This is a genomic window from Streptomyces sp. NPDC107581 (assembly GCF_055657175.1).
This window is the reverse complement of the sequence record NZ_JBVKBH010000013.1, coordinates 96,574-120,798: the sequence shown is the minus strand read 5'-3', so window position 1 is coordinate 120,798 and position 24,225 is coordinate 96,574. Positions and strand designations below refer to the sequence as shown.

Genomic DNA, 24,225 nt, shown 5'->3' with positions numbered 1-24,225 from the left:
GTCAGCCGGAGGAGAGAGGGGTCCTATGCGACTGTCGAGTACAGCTAGCCATTGTGCCATACCCTGCGGACCGCTTCCGGCCGAGGCCCGAGAGGCGGGTGTGCGTGGAGGGGCGCGGATGGGCGTGGGCATGCCGTTGGGGCACCCGGCGTGGAGGTGAGGGACGTCGGGTGCGCCTGGCCCGGCCGGGGGGAGCCGGGTACGGCTGCCACGAGCAGCCGTACCCCTAGCTCGCCGCCGCTCCCACGACCTCCGGGATGCGGAACGGCTTGCCGCAGCCGCCGCACACGATGGGAGCCTGGGCCAGGACCGACGGGACCACCCGGACGTTGCGGCCGCAGTCGCAGACCGCCTTCACGCGGACGCCGCCGCCGGAGGAGCCGTGCCGGGCGGCCGGGCCGCGGAAGGTGCGGGAGGTGTCGGCGGAGGTGGCCACCGTGTGGGCCTTCAGGGCGCGCTGGAGCCGCTCGATCGTCGGGCGGTAGCGCCGCTTGGCCTCGGGGTTGAGAGTGACCAGGGAGAACCCGCTGCTGGGGTGCGGTTCCTCGGGGTGATCCAGACCCAGCTCCTCGGCGATCGCGAGGAATCTGCGGTTGTGGTAGCGGCCGGCTCGGGAGGTGTCGCGTACGCCGCGGGCGGCGGCGATGCCGTGGACTGCCTCATGGAGCAGCCGTTCGAAGGAGAGTTCGTGACCGCACGCGGACGACGACTCTCCGATCAGGGACTCTGGCGCGGCAAGGTCCGGCAGCTCGGGGTGGTACCGCTGAATGTCGGCCCACGCCTGTGCCAGCTCTGCGGCGAGAACAGGTGGTGTCTGTGTCGTGCTCACGTAATGACAACGAGCGGGGGTGCCGCTGTGTTCCTATTCCGGGGCATCCCAAATAATTTGCACGTACCCGTCAGTTGCCACTGATGCGTCCTGACGAGGGCGGGTGCGCTGATCTGCGGAGAAGCCTCACAGCTCATACCAAGCCGGTGCGTAGTCCGACGTACGGCCCAGCACGTAGACCCGGTGCGGCTGCGGTCGGCGGAAGGCACAAGGGGCCTTTCGGCCGCTCTCGTGGATCGGGCCCTGTCTCACTCAGCGCCCGGGACGCCGGCGACGTTACCGGGTGCCGGTGCCTGCCCCGGCACCGGGAGGTCCCCGAGGTTGCGTGGATGTGAAATCTCGCCACAGTGGCGTGCCGGCCCCAAGCCGGGCCCCACGACCCCTGGACGGCACCGCGAGCCGGGAGTTACCTGACATACGTGGATGGTGCGAGCGCACGGCACGGGGGCCACGCAATCGGGCACTGCGGCGAACTGTCGGCGGATTGGGGCGCTTACCTATGACACCTACGCTCGTGCGGGAACACCTGTCTCACGCGGGTTCCGTACCGTTCCGCGTGAACCAGTACGCACGCGCGCGTGACTGGTCCGAGATCCAGGAGCGGATGCTGGTCCCGCTCTACGAGGCCGTCTACGAGCGACTTGAAGTGGGCCCGGCCACCCGGCTGCTGGGCCTGCACTGCGGTTCCGGGCTCGCCCTGCTGATGGCGGCTTCCAGAGGGGCCGCGGTCACCGGTGTCGATGCCTCCCCCGAGCGGCTCGCCCTCGCCCGCCAGCGCCTGCTGCCGGATCCGGTGCGCGCCACGCGCGCGCGTGCGGCCGCGCGGCTCGTCGACGGCTCGCCCGCGGACGCGGCCGGCGCGCAGACGCCGGCGTACACCGTGGTGACCGTCTTCGAGCCGATCGGCTGCCTGGCCGGGGAGCTGGCCAGCGCGCTGCCGCTGGCCGGGCGCGGCGCGGCCGTGGTGCTGGCCGGCTGGGGCCCGCCGGAGCGCTGTGCCACCTCCTCGGTCCTGCGGGTGGCGACCAAACTGGCCGATCCCCTGCGCAGCGCCGGGAGCTGGCGGCCCGCCCGCCGCGACGACCTGGAGGAGGTCGCCCAGCGGGCCGGGCTGAAGCCGGACGGCTCGGGGCGGGTGGCCTGTCCGTTCGGGTACGCCGACCTCGACAGTGCCGTACGCGGTCTGCTGTCGACGGGCCTGTTCGACGCGGCCGTCGCGGCGACGGACCCCAAGCAGGTGGACAAGGAGCTGACGGAGGCGCTGCACCCGCACCGCCGCCCGGACGGGACCGTCTGGATGCCGAACGTGTTCCGTTACCTGATCGCGCGCGTGCGCTGACGCTCCGAGGGAGCGAGGCTCCTTCGGTGGGCACTCTTTCGTGGGAGCCCCTTCGGTAGGCGCTCCTTCAGCGGATGCCCATCGGTAGGCGCTCCTTCAGCGGATGCCCATCGGTAGGCGCTCCTTCAGCGGATGCCCATCGGTGGGCGCTTCTCCGCGGGTGGCCGGTGGGGCCCGTGCGGCGGGGCGCACATGGGTACGGCCCCGCGCCCCTGTGACGGCGCCGGCTACGCCTCGGCGTCCTTGGCGAGGCGCGTGATGCCCGCGATCCGGTAGGCGTCGGCCTCCTCCAGCGTCTCGCTCTCCAGGAGCGCCTGGGCCAGTGCGTCCAGCCGGCCGCGGTGTTCGCGGAGTTTGCGGCAGGCCTCCTCGTAGCAGCCGTCGACGATCCTGCGCATCTCCTCGTCGATCACGTCGAGGGTGTGCGGGGCGGCCGAGAGACCGTAGGCCTGCTGGGCGTCGCTCGGGAGGGCGGACAGTCGGCCGACGCGTTCGCTCATGCCCCAGCGGGCCACCATCCCGCGCGCGATGTTGGTGACCTGTTCGAGGTCGTTCTCCGCTCCCGTGGTGACGACCCCGTAGACGACGTCCTCCGCCGCCATGCCGCCCAGGGCGCCGATGATGCGGCCGCGCAGGTACTCCTCCGAGTGCGCGTACCGCTCCACCTCGGGCGTGGACATCGTCACGCCGAGTGCCCGGCCGCGCGGCACGATGGTGATCTTGCGGACCGGGTCGGCGCCGGGCTGCAGCATGCCGAGGAGAGCGTGGCCGCTCTCGTGGAACGCGGTGCGGCGGCGGTCCTCCTCGGGCATCACCAGGGTGCGTTCGGCGCCCAGCTGGACCTTCTCCAGCGCCTCGGACAGGTCCGCGCCGGTGACCTGGGACTGCTTGCGCTTGACCGCGAGGAGGGCGGCCTCGTTGGCGAGATTGGCCAGATCCGCACCTGTCATGCCCGGGGTCACCCGGGCCAGCTGGGTCAGGTCGACGCCGGAGGCGAGCGGGATCTCCCGGGTGTGGATGCGCAGGATCGCCTCGCGCCCGCCGCGGTCCGGCGGGGACACGCTCACCACCCGGTCGAAGCGGCCCGGCCGGGTCAGCGCCGGGTCCAGGATGTCCGCGCGGTTCGTGGCGGCGATGACGATCACGCCTTCCGAGCCCGAGAAGCCGTCCATCTCCGTGAGGATCTGGTTCAGCGTCTGCTCGCGCTCGTCGTGGCCGCTCATCGACGCGCCACCGCCGCGCATCCGTCCGATGGTGTCGATCTCGTCGATGAAGATGATCGACGGTGCCACCTTGCGCGCCTCGGCGAACAGCTCACGCACGCGGGAGGCGCCGACGCCGACGATCATCTCGATGAACTCGGACGCCGAGGCGGAGAAGAACGGCACGCCGGCCTCTCCCGCCACCGCCCGTGCCAGCAGGGTCTTGCCGGTGCCGGGCGGCCCCGCGAGCAGCACACCGCGCGGGAGCTTCGCGCCCATCGCGCGGTAGGCGTCGGGGTGCTCCAGGAAGTCGACGACGTCGTCCAGCTCGCCCTTGACCTCGTCGATGCCGGCGACGTCCGCGAACGTCGTGCGCCCGGTGCCCGGTCTGAGTCCGACCGGTTTCGGTGGTGCCTTCCGGCCGAACATGCCGCCCGCGCCGCCCAGGCCCGCACCCATCCGCCGTGCGAAGAAGACCCACACGGCGACCAGGAGCACGATCGGGATGAGGGAGATCAGCAGGTTGGACAGGAAGCCGCGCTCCTGCACGACCGGCCGGGCGGTCACCGTGACCCCGTGGCTGCTCAGGTTCTGCCACAGCTTGTCGTCCGCGAAGGCCGGACGCTGCGTCTTGAACTTGGTGTACGTGCCATGGCCCTCGGGGTTGGCCTGGGCGCTCTTGAGCTGGCCCTGGATCGCGTCGCCCTTGGAGTAGATCTTGGAGACGTTGCCGTCGCCGACCTGCTTGCTGAACTCCGTGTACGAGATCGTCGGCTCGTTGCCCTGGCCGAGGTAGTTCAGCCCGACGTAGGCGAGCAGGAAGACGATCACCGCGGTGATGAGCAGACCCCACCACTTGCCGCCCCAGCGTCCGCCGGTCCGCCGGGGCGTCTCGTCCGGGGTGCCCTCGGCGCGCCACGGCTGGTCAGGGGCCTTGCGTGGGGGCGCCGCATTGCTCATATCTGGACGTTACGGCACATGACGGCACACGGCACACGCTGAGGGCGCCCCCCTTGGCAGAGGAGCGCCCTCAGTGACGTACGGCTTCGGCGGGTGACGGCCCGGGAACGGCGTCAGCCCGAGAACCGGGCCGGCGCAAGAACCGGGCCGGCGAAGGAACCGCGTCAGCCCATGAACTTCTTGAACTCGTCGGGCAGCTCGAAGTCCTGGCCGCCCTGCTGCGGCAGCCCGAAGGCACCGCCCTGCGCGGCCGCCTCGCGGCGCTGAGCCTCCTCCAGCTCCTGCTGCTTGCGCTTCATCGGGTTGCCCGAGCGCTGCTTGCCCTTGGCCTTCTTCGGCTGCTTCTTGCTCCGGCCGGGGCCGCCGCCCATGCCCGGGATCCCCGGCATGCCGGGCATGCCGCCGCCCTGGGCCATGCGGGACATCATCTTGCGGGCCTCGAAGAACCGCTCGACCAGGTTCTTCACCGCGCTGACCTCGACACCGGAGCCCTTGGCGATACGGGCGCGGCGCGAGCCGTTGATGATCGTCGGGTCCTGGCGCTCGACCGGCGTCATCGACTTGATGATCGCGGCGGTGCGGTCGACGTCCCGCTCGTCCAGGTTCTGGATCTGGTCCTTGATCTGGCCCATGCCCGGGAGCATGCCGAGCAGCTTGGAGATGGAGCCCATCTTCCTGACCTGCTCCATCTGGGCCAGGAAGTCGTCCAGGGTGAAGTCCTGGCCCTTCTTGGACGCCAGCTTCGAGGCCATCTTCTGGGCCTCTTCCTGGCTGAACGTCTTCTCCGCCTGCTCGATCAGGGTGAGCAGGTCACCCAAGTCGAGGATGCGGGAGGCCATCCGGTCAGGGTGGAACGCGTCGAAGTCGTCGAGCTTCTCGCCGTTCGACGCGAACATGATCGGCTTGCCGGTGATCTGCCGGATCGAGAGGGCCGCACCACCGCGGGCGTCGCCGTCGAGCTTGGAGAGCACCACGCCGTCGAAGCCGACGCCGTCGCGGAAGGCCTCGGCGGTGTTGACGGCGTCCTGGCCGATCATCGCGTCGACGACGAAGAGGATCTCGTCCGGCGAGACCGCGTCACGGATGTCCGCGGCCTGCTGCATCATCTCCTGGTCGATACCCAGGCGGCCGGCGGTGTCCACGATCACGATGTCGTGGACCTTGGACTTCGCGAAGTCGATGGAGTCCTTGGCGACCTTCACCGGGTCACCGACGCCGTTGCCCGGCTCCGGGGCGTAGACGGCGATACCGGCGCGCTCGGCGACCACGCTCAGCTGGTTCACTGCGTTCGGGCGCTGGAGGTCGCAGGCGACCAGCAGCGGCGAGTGGCCCTGCTCCTTGAGCCACCGGCCGAGCTTGCCCGCGAGGGTGGTCTTACCGGCACCCTGCAGACCCGCCAGCATGATCACGGTGGGGGGCTGCTTGGCGAAGCGCAGGCGCCGGGTCTCGCCGCCGAGGATCGTGACCAGCTCGTCGTTGACGATCTTCAGGACCTGCTGGGCCGGGTTCAGCGCCTTGGAGACCTCGGCACCGAGCGCGCGCTCCTTGACGTTCTTGATGAACGTGCGAACGACGGGCAGTGCCACGTCCGCCTCGAGGAGCGCGATGCGGATCTCACGTGCGGTGGCGTCGATGTCCGCCTCGGAGAGCCGTCCCTTGCCGCGCAGGTTCTTGAAAGTCGCTGACAGGCGATCGGAGAGAGTGTCGAACACGGCGCTCGCGGTCCTCGGGGTCGGTGATGGCTTCTGGGAATCGCCCTCCAGGGTATCCCGGCGGTGAACTCACCGGGGCAGGGTCATCCCCGCAGGGTCTCCTCCAGCACCCTGGCCAGCGATGCCGCGTCCTGTGCCGGCAGGGGTGCGCCCGTGCCGGTGGTGACGTAGAAGGCGTCGACGGCGTTGGAGCCCAGCGTGCTGACGTGCATGCTGCGGACCCGCACCCCCGCCTTCTCCAGGGCCATGCCGATCCGGTGCAGCAGCCCCGGAGCGTCCTGGGTCCTGACCTCGATCACGGTGGCGTGGTGGGAGGCCGCCGGGGCCACGGTCACCCGGGGCGGCGGAGCGGCCCAGCCGCGGCGGCGGGGGTAGGCCGCGTCACGCTCGGCGAGGCGGCCCGCGATGTCCAGGGAGCCGTCCAGGGCGCGGACGAGATCGGCGCGCAGCCGGGCCGCCTGGGGCAGCGAGCCGTACTCGGCTGCGACCCGCCAGTCGAGCAGCAGCACGGAGCCGTCGTCGACGTCGTCGGGCAGGCTCAGGGCACGCAGCTCCGCCGTCCGCACGGTCAGGCGGTGCACGGCGAGGACTCCGGCGACCGCGGGCAGCACGGCGGGCTGGTCCGGTACGGCGATGAGCAGCTCGACGCCGAGCGGCTCGGGCTCGCCGGCGGCCTTCTCCTCCGGCGCCGGCTCGGTCTGCGCGCGCAGGGCGAGGACCGGGCTGCCGGTGCGGAAGGCCTCGATGGCGAGGCGCTCCTGCTCGGCCGTGGGGGCGCCGGGCTCGGGTTCGTCGGGGGTGTCTCCGGCCAGGACGGCCGCGACGCGCCGTACCAGGTCGGCGACGAGGGAGCCGCGCCAGGAGGACCAGGCGGCCGGGCCGGTGGCCAGTGCGTCCGCCTCGGTGAGGGCGTGCAGCAGTTCCAGCGTGCTCTGCGTGCCGACGGCCTCGGCGACCGAGCGGACCGTCGCCGGGTCCTCCAGGTCACGGCGGGTGGCCGTCTCGACGAGCAGCAGGTGGTGGCGGACCAGGGTGGCCAGCACCGCCACGTCCGTGCGGTCGAAGCCGATCCGGGCGGCCACGTCCCTGGCGATGATCTCGCCGGCCACGGAGTGGTCGCCGGGCCAGCCCTTGCCGATGTCGTGCAGCAGTGCGGAGACGAGGAGCAGGTCGGGGCGGCTGACGCGGCGGGTCAGCTCGGAGGCGCGCACCGCCGTCTCGATCAGGTGCCGGTCGACGGTCCAGATGTGGACGGCGTTGCGCTGAGGGCGGCAGCGGACCCGTTCCCAGTCCGGCAGCAGGCTGCTGATCAGGCCTTCCGCCTCCAGTGCCTCCCAGACGTCGACGGTGGGGCGGCCCGAGCCGAGCAGGGTCACCAGCTGCTCGCGGGCCTCGGCGGGCCAGGGCGTGGGCAGGGGGCGCGCGGTGGTGGCCATGCGCCGTACGGCGTGCAGGGAGAGCGGCAGGCCTGCCTGGGCGGCGGCGGCCGCGGCGCGCAGCGGGAGCACGGGGTCGCGTTCGGGGCGCGCGGCGCGGGCCAGCACCACCTCGCCGTCCTGTTCCACCACGCCCTCGGCCAGCGGGGAACGCTCGGCGACCGGCTTGGCGCCGCCCAGCATGGCGCGCAGGCGTGGCCGCACGGCGCGCGATCGCAGCACGCGCCCCACTTCGCGCCAGGTGACGTCACTGGCGTACGAGATCACCCGCGCGGCCTCGTACACCTGTCGCAGCAGGGTGTCGGCGTCCAGCAGACCCAGCTCTGCCGCCACCTGGTCCTGTTCCTGGAGGGCGAGCCGGTCGGTGGCGCGGCCGGTGGCCAGGTGGAGGGCGTCACGGACGTCGAGCAGGCGCCGGCGTGCGTCCGCGAGGCCCTCGCGCGGGGCGTCGGCCACCCAGGAGGCGGCCACGGCGCGCAGCGCGGTGGCGTCCCTGAGGCCGCCGCGGGCCTCCTTGAGGTCGGGCTCCAGGAGGTAGCGCAGCTCGCCCTGGCGTTCGGCGCGGTCGGCGCAGAGTTCCTGGAGTTCGGGCAGCCGCTTGGGCGCCTGGTTGCGCCAGTCGGCCAGCACGGCCGTACGCAGTCCGGCGGTCAGACCGAGGTCGCCGGCGAGGTGGCGGGCGTCCAGGAGGCCGAGCTGGACCTTCAGATCCTCTCCGGCCGTCCTGCGGGCCTCCGCCGGGGTCCGCACGGAGTGGTCGAGGGCGAGGCCGAGGTCCCAGACCGGGTACCAGAGGCGGTCCGCCAGGGCGGCGACCGCGCTCGGATCGCCGCCGTCGTGCAGCAGCAGGAGGTCGAGGTCGCTGCGCGGGGACAGCTCGCCGCGGCCGTAGCCGCCGACGGCGACGAGCGAGACGCCGCCGCCCGGGTGCCCGGCCGCCGCCGTGAAGAGACCGGCGAGCCAGTCGTCGGTCAGCCCGGCGAGGGCGGCACGGCGCGGCGGCCCGGACCGCGCCTCCTCGGTGAGGAGGCGCAGCCGGGCCGCCGCATAGCCGCTGGGTCCCGCGTCATCCGCTTCGTTCCGCACATCCGTACCGGTCACCCAGCGACTCCTGTCCTTGTGCGTGTCAGAGCGCGTCCGGGCCGCGCTCACCGGTACGGACCCGTACGGCCGTCTCGACCGGCAGGGACCAGACCTTGCCGTCACCGATCTTGCCGGTGCGGGCCGCCTTGACGATGACCTCGATGAGCTGCTCGGCGTCGCCGTCCTCGGCCAGCACCTCGATGCGGATCTTGGGGACCAGGTCGACGGTGTACTCGGCCCCGCGGTAGACCTCGGTGTGGCCCCGCTGACGACCGTAGCCGCTCGCCTCGGTGACCGTCAGTCCGTGGACGCCGAAGGCCTGGAGGGCCTCCTTGATCTCGTCGAGCCGGTGGGGCTTGACGACGGCGGTGATGAGCTTCATGCGTCCACCTTCTTGCTCGGAGTGCCGGCCGGAGCGGAAGCGGAGACGCTGCCGAGGACACCGCCGCCCGCGCCGCTGAAGTCGTATGCGGTCTCGGCGTGCTCGGCCTGGTCGATACCGGAGATCTCCTCGTCCTCGGTGACCCGCATCCCGATGGTCCTGTCGAGGAGGAAGGCGAGGATCGCGGAGGCGATCAGGGAGTACGCGAGGACCGCGCCGACACCGGCGCACTGCTTCCACAGCTGGCTGAAGCTGTGGTCGCCGTAGAAGACGCCGGTCGCGGTGGACTGGCCCTTGCCGGTGGCGAAGAAGCCGATGAGCAGGGAGCCGATGATGCCGCCGACCATGTGGACGCCGACGACGTCGAGCGAGTCGTCGTAGCCGAACCTGAACTTCAGGCCGACGGCCGCGGCACAGGCGACACCGGCGATGGCGCCGACGGCGATCGCGCCGAGCGGGGAGACCGCGCCGCCGGACGGGGTGATCGCGACCAGGCCGGCGACCGCACCGGAGGCGGCGCCCAGCGTGGTGAACGCACCGTGCCGGATCTTCTCGTAGGCAAGCCAGGCCAGCATGGCGGCGGCGGTCGCCACCTGTGTGTTGACGAACATCAGCGCGCCGACGCCGTCGTCGTTGCCCAGCCAGGAGCCGGCGTTGAAGCCGAACCAGCCGAACCAGAGCAGACCGGCGCCGAGCATGACCAGCGGGAGGCTGTGCGGGCGCATCGGATCCCGCTTGAAGCCGACGCGCTTGCCGATGACCAGGATGACGCCGAGCGCCCCGGCACCCGCGTTGATGTGGACCGCCGTACCGCCCGCAAAGTCGATCACGCCGAGCTTGTAGGCCCAGCCGTCGGCGCCCCAGACCCAGTGGGCGACGGGGACGTAGACGATCGTGACCCACAGGGCGATGAAGAGCGCCCAGGCCGAGAACTTGACGCGGTCCGCGAGGGCGCCGCTTATCAGGGCCGGCGTGATGATGGCGAACATCATCTGGAAGACCATGAAGACGAAGATCGGGATGGAGTAGCCGTCCCAGAGCTCCGTCAGCCCGATGTTGCTCAGGCCGAACCAGTCGGAGTTCCAGCCGATGAGGCTGTTGTTCGTGCCGAAGGCGAGGGAGAAGCCGTAGAGCACCCACAGGATGGTGACGATGCCCATGCTGATGAAGCTCATCATGAGCATGTTGAGCGTGCTCTTGACGCGGACCATGCCTCCGTAGAAGAAGGCCAGGCCTGGGGTCATGAGCAGTACCAGGGCGGAACAGATGAGCATGAAGCCTGTGTTCGCGGAGGACAGCTTGGGTGCCTCCGCGGCAAGCATGATGGCTGGTGCCATCGGCGTCTCCTCGTCGATTGGTACGGCCCCGTGCGGGCGGTGCCTGTGCGGTCCGGTCAGTGAGGGGTGGGCCGGTTATGCGCCATGAGACTGACGCAGCGCGGTTTCGGTCGGAGCCCCTCGTTGTTTCGCCGGGGTGACGAAGGCGCATGGCGTGTTACGCGTGCATGAACTGCCGGATGTCCGGCGCACCGATCGTTATCGTGACGCAACCATCGCGCACGGCACGGCAACCACGCACTCGCGCGTGGCGCGGCGACCACGCGCCGGGCACCGCGACGGCGGGCAGCCGGGCTGCCGGGAGCGGGGCGGGGCGGGGTGCAAAAGAGGGGTGCAAAAGATAGGGACCGGCCGCGGCGGGCCTCTCGATGACCTGGCATGGGGGAGCCGAGTCGGGCAGTTCGGGAGGACCGGCCGCGGCCGGAGCATGGGGGTCCTGCGGTGGTCAGACGGCCTCGGCGGTCTCCGGCAGATCGACGGCGAGCTGGTCGGTGAGGTCGACCACGGAGCTGAGGTCGCCGAAGTCGCGCGCGGCCGTGTCGACCGTCTTCCGGATCCGGGTGTTCACGCGCTCGGAGCGGACCTTCTTGGCGATTTCCATGGCCTGTGAGGCGTACTCCGTGCTCCGCTCGGGCTCGCGCCGGAGCAGGTGCACGGTGGCCATGCCGATCAGGTTCAGCGCATACGACCGCTGGTGCTCGCTGTCCTTGGCGAACAGCTCCACCGCCCGCTGCATCAGCGGCTCGGCGAGGGAGGCGTAGGCGGGGCTGCGTCCGGCGACGTAGGCCAGGTCGCGGAAGGAGTGGGAGTTCTCGCCGTACAGCTCGGCCTCGGAGAAGAAGCGGATCCAGTCGGGGTCCGGATCGTCCCACTCGTCGGCCTCGGAGAAGGTGTCCTCGGCCATCCGGACCGCCCGCTTGCACTTGCCGGGCTGGCCCATGTTGGCGTAGGCGCGGGCCTCCATCGCATACAGCATGGACTGGGTGCGCGGGCTCGCGCAGTCGCGGCTGCCGTACTGCGCGAGGTGGATCAGCTCCAGGGCGTCGTCGGGTCGGCCGAGGTGGATCATCTGGCGGCTCATGCTGGAGAGGATGTACGAGCCGAGCGGCTTGTCACCGGCCTCCTTGGCCGCGTGCAGGGCGAGCACGAAGTACTTCTGCGCGGTGGCCTGGAGCCCGATGTCGTACGACATCCAGCCCGCGAGTTCGGCCAGCTCGGCGGCGACCTTGAAGAGCAGGCGGGTGGTGGCCTCGGGCTGGGGTTCCTGGAGGAGGTCGGTGACCTCGTGCAGCTGGCCCACGACCGCCTTGCGGCGCAGACCGCCGCCGCACTGGGCGTCCCACTGGCGGAACATCTGCGTGGTGGACTCCAGCAGGTCCAGCTCGGGCTTGGACAGGCGGCCGGGCCTGCGGGACTCCAGGAGCCGGTCGGGCTGGGGCTCGGGCGCGAGCGGCGAGGAGGGGGCCGGCACGAGCCAGCGCTGCATGGGCTCGATGAGGGACGGGCCCGCCGACAGGGCCAGCGAGGTTCCGAGGAAGCCGCGCCGCGCCAGCATCAGGTCGCTGCGCGAGAACTCGCTGAGCAGGGCCACCGTCTGCGGGCCCGTCCAGGGCAGGTCGACACCGGACGCGGAGGGTGACTGACGGGCGGCGCGCAGGCCGAGGTCCTCGATGGAGACGACACAGCCGAAGCGCTCGGAGAACAGCTCGGAGAGGATCCGCGGGATGGGCTCGCGCGGGTTCTCCCCGTCCAGCCAGCGCCGCACGCGGGAGGTGTCCGTGGAGATGTGATTGGCGCCCAACTGGCGTGCCCTGCGGTTCACTTGGCGGGCCAGCTCGCCCTTGGACCACCCGCTGCGCACGAACCACGAGCCGAGCAGCTCGTTGGGGCCCTTGTCAGCGTTTGTCACGCTACCGTTGCCGCCGCCCACTGGAACGCCCCCATCCTTGAGATCACTTGTCGCCGTTGCGATCGTCGGTCGCCCCGAAAGGGAGACCAGCACGCGCCAAGCCCTAACAGAATGCCGGTAAATACGGCTTCTCGTCTGCCGGTTCTCACCGTTCGAACGAGATGACGACTTGCCTCCGGCATACCCACGGGTGCATGTGCCTTCAGGCCTCGCACACTCACAGTAATCCTACGATCACTGGTGCAGCCATGGCGATCCCAGAAACGCCACCATTCGCCACCCCTTCGAATGAACTCACGGCCACCCCCACGCGATTCACTTGACATAGGACGACCAGGAGTAGGCGGAGTGAAGCACTCAGGGGCGCACAGCCCCCGGTGCACCACCTGCGGTGCTGCGAAGCGCTGCCTTGCCCTGACGGCAGCGAGGGAAGTCGGAGCCGTAGCGTCACGTTCCGCTTTCGTCTCACTCCGTGTCGTAACCACCGGCGCGCTGGACCCGTTGGAGGGGGCATGGGCTTCACGATCGGCGGCATTCGCGAGATCCGCTCCGGCACGCGTCGGCGCGGCCGCTCGTCCGAGTGCACCGCGGTCGCCGAGTTCACCGGACTGTGGGGCTGGGAGGTGGTCCCGGGGGCCCGGGCCGCGGCCGGCGCCTGCTCGTGCGGTCACTCCGAGTGCCCGGCGCCGGGCGCCCACCCGCTCGACTTCGCGCCCCAGGTTCCGGCCGGAGCCACGCTGGACGACGTGACCAAGGCCTGGTCCGAGTTCCCGGGCGCCTCCGTGATGCTGCCCGTCGGCCGTGCGTTCGACGTCATCGAGGTCGCCGAGCCCGCCGGGCGCCGCGCCCTGGTCCGCCTGGAGCGCATGGGGCTCCCGCTCGGCCCGGTCACCGCGACCCCCGACGGCCGTGCCCACTTCTTCGTCGCCCCCGGCGCCGCCGCCGAACTCCCGAAGCTGCTCTACCGCATGGGCTGGGACGACCCGTCCGCCCTGGATCTGCGCGGTCTCGGCCCGGACAGCTACGTCACCGCCCCGCCCTCCGACCGGGGCGGCCTGGGCCCGGTGCGCTGGCTGCGCCCGCCGGCCCTGGACTCGGCGACGAGGCCTCCGGCGGCCCGGCTGCTGCTGGGCACGCTGGCGTACGTGGCACACCGGTCGCGGGCCCGGGCATGACCGCGCCGCAGGGCCCCGTACATGGCGAAGCGCCCGTCCCCCACTGCACTTCGGGGCGGGCGCTTCCTCGAACGGGGTGAAGGTCCCGCCCCACGGCGGTCAGTCACCGATAAGGGCATCCACGAACGCCTCCGGCTCGAACGGCGCAAGATCGTCCGCGCCCTCGCCGAGACCGACCAGCTTGACCGGGACGCCCAGCTCGCGCTGGACCGCGACCACGATGCCGCCCTTCGCCGTGCCGTCCAGCTTGGTCAGCACGATGCCGGTGATGTTCACGACCTCCGCGAACACCCGGGCCTGCACCAGACCGTTCTGGCCGGTGGTGGCGTCCAGGACGAGCAGCACCTCGTCCAGCGGCGCGTGCTTCTCGACCACGCGCTTGACCTTGCCCAGCTCGTCCATGAGGCCGGTCTTGGTGTGCAGGCGGCCGGCGGTGTCGATGAGGACGACGTCGACCCCCATCTCCTTGCCCTCCTTGACCGCGTCGAAGGCGACGGAGGCGGGGTCGCCGGCCTCCGGCCCGCGCACGGTGTAGGCACCGACGCGCTCGCCCCAGGTCTGGAGCTGGTCGGCGGCGGCGGCCCGGAAGGTGTCGGCGGCGCCCAGGACGACGGTGCGCCCGTCGGCGACCAAAACACGGGCGAGCTTGCCGGTGGTGGTGGTCTTGCCCGTGCCGTTGACACCGACGACCATCACGATGCCGGGCTTGCGGTCCTCGGGCTCGGTCTTCACCGTGCGGTCGACGTCGGTGCCGACGAGCTTGAGCAGCTCATCGCGCAGCAGACCGCGCAGTTCGTCGGGGGTGCGGGTGCCGAGTACCTTGACGCGCTCGCGCAGGTTCTCGACCAGCTCCTGGGTGGGCTGCACGCCGACATCGGCGGTGAGCAGCGTGTCCTCGATCTCCTCCCAGGTGTCCTCGTCGAGGTGCTCACGGGACAGCAGCGTGAGCAGACCTTTGCCGAGGGCGTTCTGGGAGCGGGACAGGCGGGTGCGCAGGCGGACCAGCCGGCCCGCGGTGGGCTCCGGGATCTCGATCTCGGGCGCTTCGACGGCCGGGCCGGCGGGAGGCTCCTCCACGGCGACCGGTGCCGAACCGCCCGGGAGGTCCACCTCCTCGATGGTCCGGCGCGGTTCGTCGCGCGGCGTCTCGGCCTCGTCGCCGACGTGCGGCTCGGCCGGGGGCGCGGTGATGTCGGGCGTCGTGGGCGGAGGCGGGGGCAGCGGCTTCCGGCGCCGGCTGCCGATGACCAGCCCGCCGAGCGCACCGAGCACGACCACGGCGATGACTACAGCAAGGATGACGGTTTCCATAACCCGACCAGTATCGGCCATGCGTTCCGACGGGACCCTGATTGTGGCTTCCTCCGAGGGACAAAGGCCCCTGTACGGTATGAGTCGGATCAAAGTACGATGGCACCGACTCCGTCAACGCGCGTAGAGTCCGGACGTCCCCTGTCCCCCCACCCTGAGGCACCCCTCTTTCATGAGCAAGACAGCCGAGACCGAAGGCGCTCTCGAAACCCGCGGCATCGAGCAGGTACCGGACCACGAGCGCACGGCGAGAACCCGTGAGCTGTTCCCCACCTGGGTCGGCGCGAACATCAGCGTGCTGCTGCTCACCATGGGCGCGAGCCTCGTGGTGGCGTACCACCTCAACATCTGGCAGGCGCTCGTCGTCGCGGTCGCCGCGCCGGTCGTGTCGTACGGCCTGGTCGGACTGATCGGCATCGCGGGCAAGCGGGGCGGGGCGCCGGGCATGGCGCTGTCGCGCGCGGTCTTCGGGCAGCGCGGCAACCTGCTGCCCGGTTCGCTGATCTGGGTCGCCCGCTGGGGCTGGGAGACGATCAACGCGGTGACCGGCGCCTACGCGATGCTCACCATCCTGGACATCGTGCTCGGCATCAAGGCGAACAGCGTGCTGGATATCGTGATGCTGCTGGTCTTCGTCGTCGCGACGTTCGCGATCTCCGGCCTCGGCATCAACGCCGTGCAGAAGTGCAACAAGTACGCGACCTATTTCTTCGGCGTCTTCTCGGTCCTCGTCCTGGTGTACCTGGCCGTGAACACCGACTGGTCGAAGGTCATGGACCACAGCGCCGGGTCCACGGCCGCGGTGATCACCGGCATCGGCATGATCGCGGCGGGCGGCGTCAGCTGGATCCCGACCGCCCCGGACTTCACCCGCTATCTGCCGCGCACCGCGTCCTCGAAGGCGATCGTGGGCACGGCGGTCGGCGGCGCCGGGATCGTCGTGCTGCCGATGGTGCTGATGGGCGTGGTGATGGCGGTCTCCACGCCGGACCTGGCCTCGGCCTCCGACCCGGTCTCCTTCCTCGGCGAGATCCTGCCGACCTGGATCGCGGTCCCGTACCTGCTGATCGCGCTGATCGGCATGCTCCTGATCAACTCGATGTCGATGTACTCGGCGGGCTTCACCGCGCAGACCCTCGGTTTCAAGGTGCCGCGCCACTGGGCGGTCTCGGTCAACGCGGTGATCTCGCTGGTCTTCGGCGGTGTGCTGATGCTGGTGGCGACGAGCTTCCTGGGCTCGTTCATCGCCTTCCTGTCGCTGCTCGCGGTGGCCTTCTCCGCCTGGGTCGGCGTCTTCGGCGCGGACATGTTCCGCCGGACCGAGTACGACGGCCGGGCCATGAGCGACACCACCCGCACCAGCGCCTACTGGTACCGGGGCGGTTTCTCCCCGGCCGCGGTGGCCGCCTGGGCGATCGGCCTGGTGGCGGGCCTGATGTTCACCACCTCGGACTGGTTCACCGGCCCGCTCGCGAAGAACAACGTCATCGGCGAGTACGGCCTCGGCTGGGTCGCCACGATCGTGATCTCGGGCCTGCTGTACCTGGCCCTGCCGAAGCCGGCGGTGGTGAGCCCCGCGGCCGGGCAGCCGGCGGAGGAGCCCGAACCCCTGGCCGTCTGACGCACTGTCAGCTACCGTCCCCCTCCACCGAGTCCTACCGGAGGGGGACTTCCCATGCCCGTCACGGTCGTACGTTTCAACCTCGTCGCACCCGGCGCCACCCCCGCCTCCCTCGCCGCCCGCTACCGGGCCGCCCTGGAGATGGCCGCGTACGCGGACGAGCACGGGATCACCACCGTGCAGACGGAGGAGCACCACGGCGCCGACAACAACTGGCTGCCCTCGCCGTTCGCCTTCGCGGGCGCGGTGTTCGGGGCGACCCGGAACATCGCGGTCACGGTGTCGGCGGTGATCGGCCCGCTGCACGACCCGCTGCGGCTGGCCGAGGAGATCGCGGTGCTGGATCTGCTCAGCGGCGGCCGGCTGGTGACGGTCGCCGGCATCGGCTACCGGCCCGAGGAGTACGCCCTGTTCGACGTCGACTGGAAGCGACGGGGCCGGCTCCAGGACGAGCTGCTGGAGACCCTGCTGAAGGCGTGGACCGGCGAGGAGTTCACCTACCGGGGCCGTACGGTACGGCTCACCCCGCGCCCCTGCACCGATCCGCACCCCCTGCTCCTGGTCGGCGGCTCCTCCAGGGCCGCCGCCCGCCGGGCCGCCCGGCTCGGCCTGCCGTTCTTCCCAAGCGCGCACCTGCCGGAGCTGGAGGCGTACTACAAGGAGCAGCTCACGCAGTACGGCACCGAGGGCTGGACGATGATGCCCGCGGCCGAGACCCCGCTGCTGCACGTCGCCGAGGATCCGGACCGGGCATGGGCCGAGTACGGCGGGCACTTCCTGCACGAGGCGCGGACTTACGCCGCCTGGCAGTCCGGTGAGATCAGGTCGGCGGTGAAGTCGGCCGCCACGACGGTCGAGGAGCTGCGCGCGGAGGGCGTCTACCGGATCCTCACGCCGCAGGAGTGCGCGGCCCAGGGCCTGGACAGTCTCGTGCTGCATCCGCTGGCGGGCGGGATGCCGGTGGAGGAGGGGTGGCGCAGCCTCAGGCTGTTCGCGGAGCAGGTGGTCCCGGCGCTGGGGGGCTGAGCTGCGTCGATATCCGGTGGTCCGGCCGGGTCCGGCGGTGTTCCACTGGGCCATGAGTCTTTGTGTGGACGTGGTCGTCCGGGGACCGAACGGCGAGTTCGACGTGCTCGACGTGCCCGAGGGGTGCAACGACTCGGCCGGATTCGAGTCCTGACGCTGGAAGGTGTGGGGATCGGACGTGGTGCGCTCGCTGGGTGCCCGTTACCTTCCCTTGCCGGACGGCGAATGGATGGAGGTCCCGACCGAGGAACTGCCCGGCTTCCTGGAGGAGATCGCCCTGCTCCGCGCCCACCTGGACATGATCGCCGCGGCGCTCGGGGAGCATCCGTCGGGGATCGAGAGCCGTCTGGACAACATCGAGTCGGCCACCCTGCGCGCCCGGCGGCTCGGAGCCCGCGTCCTCATCTGGTGACCGCCGCACACAGCACCGCCGCCCCCGGTCCGGGCAGTGGCCGGGCCGGGGGCGGCGGACGGTACGAGGAGAGGGGCAGCGGGGACTTGGCCCTTCTCCCCGAGTCCAGGGGGCTGCTCAGCCCATCTCCTCCAGGGACTTGCCCTTCGTCTCCTTGACGAACTTGAGGACGAACGGGATGGAGAGCGCGGCGAAGACCGTGTAGATCACGTAGGTGCCGGACAAATTCCAGTCGGCCAGCGACGGGAAGCTCGCGGTGATGGCCCAGTTGGCGATCCACTGCGCGGCGGCGGCCACGCCCAGGGCGGCGGCGCGGATCTTGTTCGGGAACATCTCGCCGAGCATGACCCAAACGACCACACCCCAGGACAGGGCGAAGAAGAGGACGAACACGTGGGCGGCGATCAGGGCCACCCAGCCCTGGGTCGCGGGCAGCTTGCCGTCCACCAGGTGGTACGAGAACGCCCAGGCCTCCAGGGCCAGACCGACGGCCATGCCGACCGAGCCGATGAGGGCGAGCGGCCTGCGGCCGATGCGGTCCACGAAGATCATCGCGATCACGGTGCCGACGATGTTGATGATCGACGTCGTGAAGGAGTAGAAGAACGAGTCCGCCGGGTCGACGCCGACCGACTGCCACAGCGTCGAGGAGTAGTAGAACGCGACGTTGATGCCGACGAACTGCTGGAAGACCGACAGGCCGATACCGACCCAGACGATCGGCTTGAAGAAGAAGCCTCCGCCGAGCAGGTCCTTGAAGGTGGACTTGTGCTCGCTCTTCATCGCGTGCTCGATCTCGGCGACGCGGGCGTCCAGGTCGGAACCCTTGCCCTCGACCTCGGCGAGGATCTCCTTGGCGCGCTCGCGCTTGCCGACCGAGAGCAGGAAGCGGGGGGACTCGGGGATCGCGAAGGAGAGCAGGCCGTACAGGGCGGCCGGGACGACCATGACGCCGAGCATGACCTGCCAGGCCTCCAGGCCCATCAGCTTGCCGCGCTGGTCACCGCCGGCGGCGTTGAGGAGACCCCAGTTGACCAGCTGCGAGATGGCGATACCGATGACGATCGCGGCCTGCTGGAAGGAGCCGAGGCGGCCGCGGTAGGCGGGCGGGGCGACCTCGGCGATGTAGGCGGGGCCGATGACCGAGGCCATGCCGATGGCGAAGCCGCCGACGATGCGCCAGAACGCGAGGTCCCACAGCGCGAACGGCAGCGCCGAGCCGACGGCGCTGATGGTGAACAGCACGGCGGCGATCTGCATGCAGCGGATGCGGCCGATCCGGTCGGCTATGCGGCCGGCGGTCGCGGCGCCTATCGCACAGCCGATCAGGGCGATGGCGATGACCTGGGCCAGCGCGGCGGAGCCGATGTCGTAACGGTCCCGGATGGCCTCGACGGCGCCGTTGATCACGGAGCTGTCGTAGCCGAAGAGGAAACCGCCCATCGCGGCTGCCGCCGCGATGAAGATGACATGCCCGAGATGTTCGGGGTGAGCCGTCCCGGCTCCTGGCTGGGGTGCCTGCGCTGTGCTGGTCACGTCTTCTCCTCGGGCCACCGGCAACGCTGCCGGGTGGGGGTGAGCCCTTCCAGGATTCAAGTGGCGCACACGTCCGCACCGCTCACACCTGAAGGTAAAAGCAACGTTGCAGAGACTATGCCTTCAAGTTTCGAAGTCAATAGTTCAACTGCTGTGAGCTTTGAGATATGCCCGCGGGAGTTGTGTTCACTTCTTGAACAAGTCGTGAACGGCGGCCGGTTGCCGGAACCGCTCCTATCGCAGCCGCTGCGAGATGACCTTTGACACACCGTCGCCCTGCATGGAGACGCCGTACAGCGCGTCGGCGACCTCCATCGTGCGCTTCTGGTGCGTGATCACGATCAGCTGCGAGGCCTCCTGCAGCTCCTGCATGATCCGGATCAGCCGCTGGAGGTTGGTGTCGTCGAGGGCGGCCTCGACCTCGTCCATGACGTAGAAGGGGCTCGGCCGCGCCTTGAAGATCGACACCAGCAGCGCGACGGCGGTCAGGGACCGCTCGCCGCCGGAGAGCAGGGAGAGCCGCTTGACCTTCTTGCCCGGCGGACGCGCCTCGACGTCGACGCCCGTGGTGAGCATGTTGTCGGGATCGGTCAGGATCAGCCGTCCCTCACCGCCCGGGAACAGCCGGCCGAACACGCCCTCGAACTCGCGGGCCGTGTCCCGGTAGGCCTCGGTGAACACCTGCTCGACGCGCTCGTCCACCTCCTTCACCACCTGGAGCAGGTCGGCGCGGGTCTTCTTCAGGTCTTCGAGCTGCTCGCTGAGGAACTTGTGCCGCTCCTCCAGGGCCGCGAACTCCTCCAGCGCCAGCGGGTTGACCTTGCCCAGCTGCTGATACGCCCGCTCGGCGGCCTTGAGCCGCTTCTCCTGGTCGGCGCGGAGGAACGGCTTCGGCTGATTGCGGGGATGCTCCGGGTCCTCCGGCAGCACCTCCCCCTCGGCGGGCGGGGAGGGCGGCACGAGCTGGTGCGGGCCGTACTCGGACACGAGCCCGGCCGGTTCCACGCCCAGTTCTTCCAGGGCCCTGGTCTCCAGCTGCTCGATCCGCAGCCGCTTCTCGGCGCCGAGCACCTCGCCCCGGTGCACCGAATCCGTCAACTTGTCCAGCTCGGACTTGAGTTCGCGCCCTGCGGTGCGCGCCGCGGTCAGCTCCCGCTCGCGCACGGCCTTGGCGGCCTCGGCGGCGGCCCGCTCCTGCTCGGCCCGGCCGAGAGACACCTCGACATGGGCGAGCAGCTGCCGGGCGCCGGCCGCGACGGCCTCGGCGACGGCGGCCTCGTGCCGCAGCCGGGCCTGCCGCTGCTCGGCACGCGCGCGTGCCTCGCGCTCCGCGCGGGCGCCCCGGTCCAGCGCGTCGGCCCGTCCGGCGAGACCCTTGACCCGCTCCTCGTGCGTACGGACCTGAAGGCGGGCCTCCATCTCGGTCTGCCGGGCGTTGGCACCGTCGGCGACGAGCCGGTCCCGTACCGAGGTGTCCGGTTCCTCCTCGACCGGCATCTCCTCGGCGACGGCCAGCCGCTCGGCCAGCTCCTCGGCATCCTGCGCGGCCGTCTCCAGCGCCTCCTGCGCACGTGCGGCCGCCGCGGCCGACCGCTCGGCCTCCCCCGCGGCCCCTCGCGCCTGCCCGGCGAGCCGGCCGAGCTGCTGGGCCACGGCCGACTTCTCCCGGTCGGCGGCCCGGCGCCGTTCGCCCAGCTCCTCCACGAGCGCGGCGGCCTCGACGCGCCGCTCGGCCGCCGCGCGCTGGGCCTCGCCCAGTTCCTCGCAACGCACGGCCAGCTCCTCCAGCTCCGCCGCGGCCTCGTCCACGGAGGCCTGCACCTCCAGCAGGCTGGGCGCCCCGGCCGACCCACCGTGCGCGAAGTGCGCACCGAGCAGATCGCCTTCGGCGGTGACGGCGGTGAGGTCGGGGTGGGCGTAGACGAGGTCCTCGGCGTCTTCGAGCGTGCCCACGACGACGATCCCGTGCAGCAGCCGCCGCACGGCGGGCATGAGTTCAGCGGGGCCGCCGACCAGATCGGCCGCATACGCCTGGCCGACGGGGCGGGGCACCTCGGGGGCCGGGGGGCCCGCGAGCAGCAGTGCCGCACGCCCTCCGTCCTGCTTGCGCAGCAGCCGGATCGCCTCGGCCGCCGATGCCGGGTTCGTCACGGCGATCGCGTCGGCCGCCGCGCCGAAAGCGGCGGCGAGCGCCACCTCATGGCCCGGGGCCACCGTGAGCAGTGCCGCCGCCGGGCCGAGGACTCCGGTCAGGCGGTCCCGGGCGCCGAGCAGTATGCCGGTGCCGTCCTTGCGGCGCAGGCCCAGCGCCAGCGCCTCGTGGCGGGCCTGGGTCGCGGCGCGCCTGCGTTCGGCCCCGGTGGCCGCCTCGCGGGCCGAGCCGAGCGCGGCCTCCGCCTCCGCGAGCCGCCGTTTGGCCGCCTCGTGCTGCTCGGCGAGGTCCACGTCGTCCGCGTCGAGGCCGTCGACCTCGGCCTTCAACGCCTCGTACTCCTCCTGGGCCGAGGCCGCGCGGTCCTGGGCCTCGTCGCGGGCGGCGGCCAGCCGGTCGATCTCCGCCTGGGCGGAGGCGGCGCGTGAGCGGGCCGCGTTGACCTGGCCGGAGAGCCGGGCCAGTCCCTCGCGGCGGTCGGCGATGGCGCGGGCGACGTCCTTCAGCCGGCGTTCCTCGACCGCCAGCTCGCGCTCCAGTTCGGAACGGTGGGCGACCGTGTCGTCCAGGGCACGCTGGGCGGCCTCCAGTGCGGCCTCCAGCTCGGCCTCCTGCTCACGGATGCGGGCCGCCTCGCGCTCCAGGTCCTCGGGGTCGCGGCCGCGGCGCTCCTCGGGGGGTGCCGAGGTGGCGCTCTTGACCCGGGCGTCGGCCAGCGAGATGGTTCCGCGCACCCGCTCGGCCAGCTGGGACAGCTCGTACCAGGTCTGCTGGGCACCCTGCAGGCGCGGGGTGAGCCGGCGTACCTCGTCCTCCAGCAGGGCCTCGCGCTGGAGCGCCTTCTTCAGTTCCTGCTCGGCGGCTTCCTTGCGTTCCTTGAGCGCGGCCTCGTCGGCGATCTCGGCCTTGAGCGCCCCGCGCAGCCGTACGAGGTCGTCGGCGAGCAGCCGCAGGCGCGCGTCGCGGAGGTCGGCCTGGATGACGGCGGCCCGGCGCGCGACCGCCGCCTGGCGGCCGAGCGGCTTCAGCTGGCGGCGCAGCTCGTCGGTGAGGTCCTGCACGCGCGCGAGATTGGCCTGCATCGCGTCCAGTTTCCGCAGCGCCTTCTCCTTGCGCTTGCGGTGCTTGAGTACACCCGCGGCCTCCTCGATGAAGGCCCTGCGGCCCATCGGGTCCGCGTGCAGCACGGAGTCGAGCTGGCCCTGGCCGACGATGACGTGCATCTCGCGGCCGATACCGGAGTCGGACAGCAGATCCTGGATGTCCAGGAGACGGCAGGTGTCGCCGTTGATCTGGTACTCGCTGCCGCCGTTGCGGAACATGATCCGCGTGATGGTGACCTCGGCGTACTCGATGGGCAGCGCCCCGTCGGAGTTGTCGATGGTCAGGGACACCTCGGCGCGGCCCAGCGGCGGGCGGCCGGTGGTGCCGGCGAAGATGACGTCCTCCATCTTGCCGCCGCGCAGCGACTTGGCGCCCTGCTCGCCCATGACCCAGCTGAGCGCGTCCACGACATTGGACTTGCCCGAGCCGTTCGGGCCGACGACACATGTGATCCCCGGTTCGAACCGGAGCGTGGTCGCCGATGCGAACGACTTGAACCCGCGGAGGGTCAGGGCCTTGAGGTGCACGCCGCTGGACTCTACCTGCCGCCGCTATCCCACTCCACGAACACTCGCAACCGTTCCCGGAGACTGGGACGCCGCCGACGGACAGCCGCCCCACACCCACGGTTTCACCGTTGAACTTGCAGGGCACACCAAACGTTAAAGAGGGTGAAAGGATGCGCGGGGGAAAGAAAGAAGGGACGCCGAAGCGTCCCTTGCAACTCTGACAACGGGGATTCCGTAATCTGACAACTGTGCGGTTGATACGGGCAGCCCAACCGCTGCGACTGCTGTCGTGGAGCGATGCAGCGATCAGGTGAGCGCAGGCTCCGCCTGGTGTGCGTCGATGCTCTCCATGATCCTGTCCTGAGAGGCGGCAGCCGTCAGCGCGTCATTCTCCGCCTGGATCCGTACCAGCTCGGACTCCAGGTCCTGGACACGCTGCTGCAGCCGTCGCATCTCGGCGAGGAGTCGAGGGTCGGAGCCGCCGACGTAACCGAGAAGCGCCTTTGCCATGATGGATGGTCCTCCACACTGAGTGACCGACCGATGCGGTGTGGGTCGTGAGGGATTCGCACCCGCGGTGCTTGGCACACTCGAGTGTTGCTCTGCCGTTCTTACATGCCAAACAGCTAAGGTGCGCGGGGCTTTCAGCGTCTCACCAAAAAGTTTGACGGTCAACACGATCACGCCCTGTATTGACGGGCAAACCCGGGGCGCACGGCCTTCGAGCGGCGGTGCTGCGTCTCCTGCGGGGCCCTCAGGGCGTGACGATCAGCTGTACCAGCGGAGCCTGCCATGCCGTGCTCTTCTTGGCAACCACCAGGACGTTTCTGCTTCGAGCATGTGCCCGGGGCAGCTCACCAGGCACCGGCCTGCAGGGCTTTACAGAAACGACTCAGCGGATGGCGAAGCCGTCGTAGCCACCGCGGGGTGTGTCCCAGATCTCGGTGACACCGGCCACGGCCCCGGGCGTGTCGTCGCCCTGGAGCCAGTCCAGCAGTCCTTCGCATCCCTCGCGCGCGCCCTCCGCGACGACCTGGACGCGGCCGTCACCCAGATTGAGAGCAAAACCACTCAGGCCGCCTATCTCCAGTGCCTTCGCACGTGTGAACCAGCGGAAACCCACGCCCTGGACGCGTCCGCGCACCCAGGCGACCAGCCGTACATCCTCGCTCATGGGTGCAACCTAACCG

General features: G+C 70.9%; 17 protein-coding genes. 5 read left to right on the top strand and 12 right to left on the bottom strand.

Annotation, left to right across the window (positions count from 1 at the left end):
• Positions 1–226 precede the first annotated feature (226 nt).
• A complete protein-coding gene (locus ACZ7P3_RS29760; RefSeq protein ID WP_094220509.1) occupies positions 227–829 on the bottom strand; it encodes a hypothetical protein in 603 nt (200 codons plus the stop codon).
• Between the two features lie 499 nt (positions 830–1,328).
• Here ACZ7P3_RS29760 and ACZ7P3_RS29755 point away from each other — a divergent pair, with 499 nt between their 5' ends.
• Complete coding sequence (locus ACZ7P3_RS29755; protein ID WP_472086307.1) at positions 1,329–2,168, top strand: class I SAM-dependent methyltransferase; 840 nt, start codon at positions 1,329–1,331, stop codon at positions 2,166–2,168.
• Between the two features lie 227 nt (positions 2,169–2,395).
• Here ACZ7P3_RS29755 and ftsH read toward each other — a convergent pair whose 3' ends face one another.
• The 6 genes from ftsH to nsdA all read right to left on the bottom strand — a co-directional run bounded on the left by ftsH (position 2,396) and on the right by nsdA (position 12,210).
• Positions 2,396–4,330: an ATP-dependent zinc metalloprotease FtsH gene (gene ftsH, locus ACZ7P3_RS29750; RefSeq protein WP_472086305.1), complete on the bottom strand. Its 1,935-nt coding sequence runs from the start codon at positions 4,328–4,330 to the stop codon at positions 2,396–2,398.
• Between the two features lie 164 nt (positions 4,331–4,494).
• Positions 4,495–6,042, bottom strand: a complete 1,548-nt coding sequence (gene ffh, locus ACZ7P3_RS29745; protein ID WP_472086303.1) for a signal recognition particle protein — start codon at positions 6,040–6,042, stop codon at positions 4,495–4,497.
• Between the two features lie 83 nt (positions 6,043–6,125).
• On the bottom strand, positions 6,126–8,579 hold the full coding sequence (locus ACZ7P3_RS29740) for a [protein-PII] uridylyltransferase (RefSeq protein WP_472086302.1): 2,454 nt from the start codon (positions 8,577–8,579) through the stop codon (positions 6,126–6,128).
• 25 nt (positions 8,580–8,604) lie between these two features.
• Complete coding sequence (locus tag ACZ7P3_RS29735; RefSeq protein WP_404058637.1) at positions 8,605–8,943, bottom strand: P-II family nitrogen regulator; 339 nt, start codon at positions 8,941–8,943, stop codon at positions 8,605–8,607.
• Complete coding sequence (locus ACZ7P3_RS29730) at positions 8,940–10,280, bottom strand: ammonium transporter (RefSeq protein WP_472086300.1); 1,341 nt, start codon at positions 10,278–10,280, stop codon at positions 8,940–8,942. The genes ACZ7P3_RS29735 and ACZ7P3_RS29730 overlap by 4 nt, the downstream gene beginning before the upstream one ends.
• A 445-nt stretch (positions 10,281–10,725) precedes the next feature.
• Complete coding sequence (nsdA, locus tag ACZ7P3_RS29725) at positions 10,726–12,210, bottom strand: transcriptional repressor NsdA (protein ID WP_472086298.1); 1,485 nt, start codon at positions 12,208–12,210, stop codon at positions 10,726–10,728.
• A gap of 491 nt (positions 12,211–12,701) precedes the next feature.
• On the opposite strand from nsdA, the gene ACZ7P3_RS29720 reads away from it, so the two are divergent.
• Positions 12,702–13,364 (top strand): bifunctional DNA primase/polymerase, encoded by a 663-nt coding sequence (locus ACZ7P3_RS29720; protein ID WP_472086296.1) that lies wholly within the window; start codon positions 12,702–12,704, stop codon positions 13,362–13,364.
• A gap of 99 nt (positions 13,365–13,463) precedes the next feature.
• Here ACZ7P3_RS29720 and ftsY read toward each other — a convergent pair whose 3' ends face one another.
• Positions 13,464–14,675, bottom strand: coding sequence for a signal recognition particle-docking protein FtsY (gene ftsY, locus ACZ7P3_RS29715; protein ID WP_472086295.1), 1,212 nt, complete (start codon positions 14,673–14,675; stop codon positions 13,464–13,466).
• A 172-nt stretch (positions 14,676–14,847) separates the two neighbouring features.
• On the opposite strand from ftsY, the gene ACZ7P3_RS29710 reads away from it, so the two are divergent.
• The 3 genes from ACZ7P3_RS29710 to ACZ7P3_RS29700 all read left to right on the top strand — a co-directional run bounded on the left by ACZ7P3_RS29710 (position 14,848) and on the right by ACZ7P3_RS29700 (position 17,734).
• Positions 14,848–16,296 (top strand): cytosine permease, encoded by a 1,449-nt coding sequence (locus ACZ7P3_RS29710; protein ID WP_472086293.1) that lies wholly within the window; start codon positions 14,848–14,850, stop codon positions 16,294–16,296.
• A 54-nt stretch (positions 16,297–16,350) separates the two neighbouring features.
• Complete coding sequence (locus ACZ7P3_RS29705) at positions 16,351–17,322, top strand: LLM class flavin-dependent oxidoreductase (protein WP_472086291.1); 972 nt, start codon at positions 16,351–16,353, stop codon at positions 17,320–17,322.
• 178 nt (positions 17,323–17,500) lie between these two features.
• Positions 17,501–17,734: a hypothetical protein gene (locus tag ACZ7P3_RS29700; protein WP_472086290.1), complete on the top strand. Its 234-nt coding sequence runs from the start codon at positions 17,501–17,503 to the stop codon at positions 17,732–17,734.
• Positions 17,735–17,851: 117 nt separating this feature from the next.
• On the opposite strand, the gene ACZ7P3_RS29695 is transcribed toward ACZ7P3_RS29700, so the two are convergent.
• The 4 genes from ACZ7P3_RS29695 to ACZ7P3_RS29680 form a co-directional block, all read right to left on the bottom strand.
• Positions 17,852–19,270, bottom strand: coding sequence for a sugar porter family MFS transporter (locus tag ACZ7P3_RS29695; RefSeq protein ID WP_472086288.1), 1,419 nt, complete (start codon positions 19,268–19,270; stop codon positions 17,852–17,854).
• Positions 19,271–19,504: 234 nt separating this feature from the next.
• Positions 19,505–23,053 (bottom strand): chromosome segregation protein SMC, encoded by a 3,549-nt coding sequence (gene smc, locus ACZ7P3_RS29690; RefSeq protein WP_472086286.1) that lies wholly within the window; start codon positions 23,051–23,053, stop codon positions 19,505–19,507.
• Positions 23,054–23,341: 288 nt separating this feature from the next.
• On the bottom strand, positions 23,342–23,545 hold the full coding sequence (locus ACZ7P3_RS29685) for a hypothetical protein (RefSeq protein WP_023546484.1): 204 nt from the start codon (positions 23,543–23,545) through the stop codon (positions 23,342–23,344).
• 382 nt (positions 23,546–23,927) lie between these two features.
• Entirely contained in the window at positions 23,928–24,209 is a 282-nt protein-coding gene (locus ACZ7P3_RS29680) for an acylphosphatase (RefSeq protein WP_472086284.1), read from the bottom strand.
• Between the last annotated feature and the right edge of the window lie 16 nt (positions 24,210–24,225).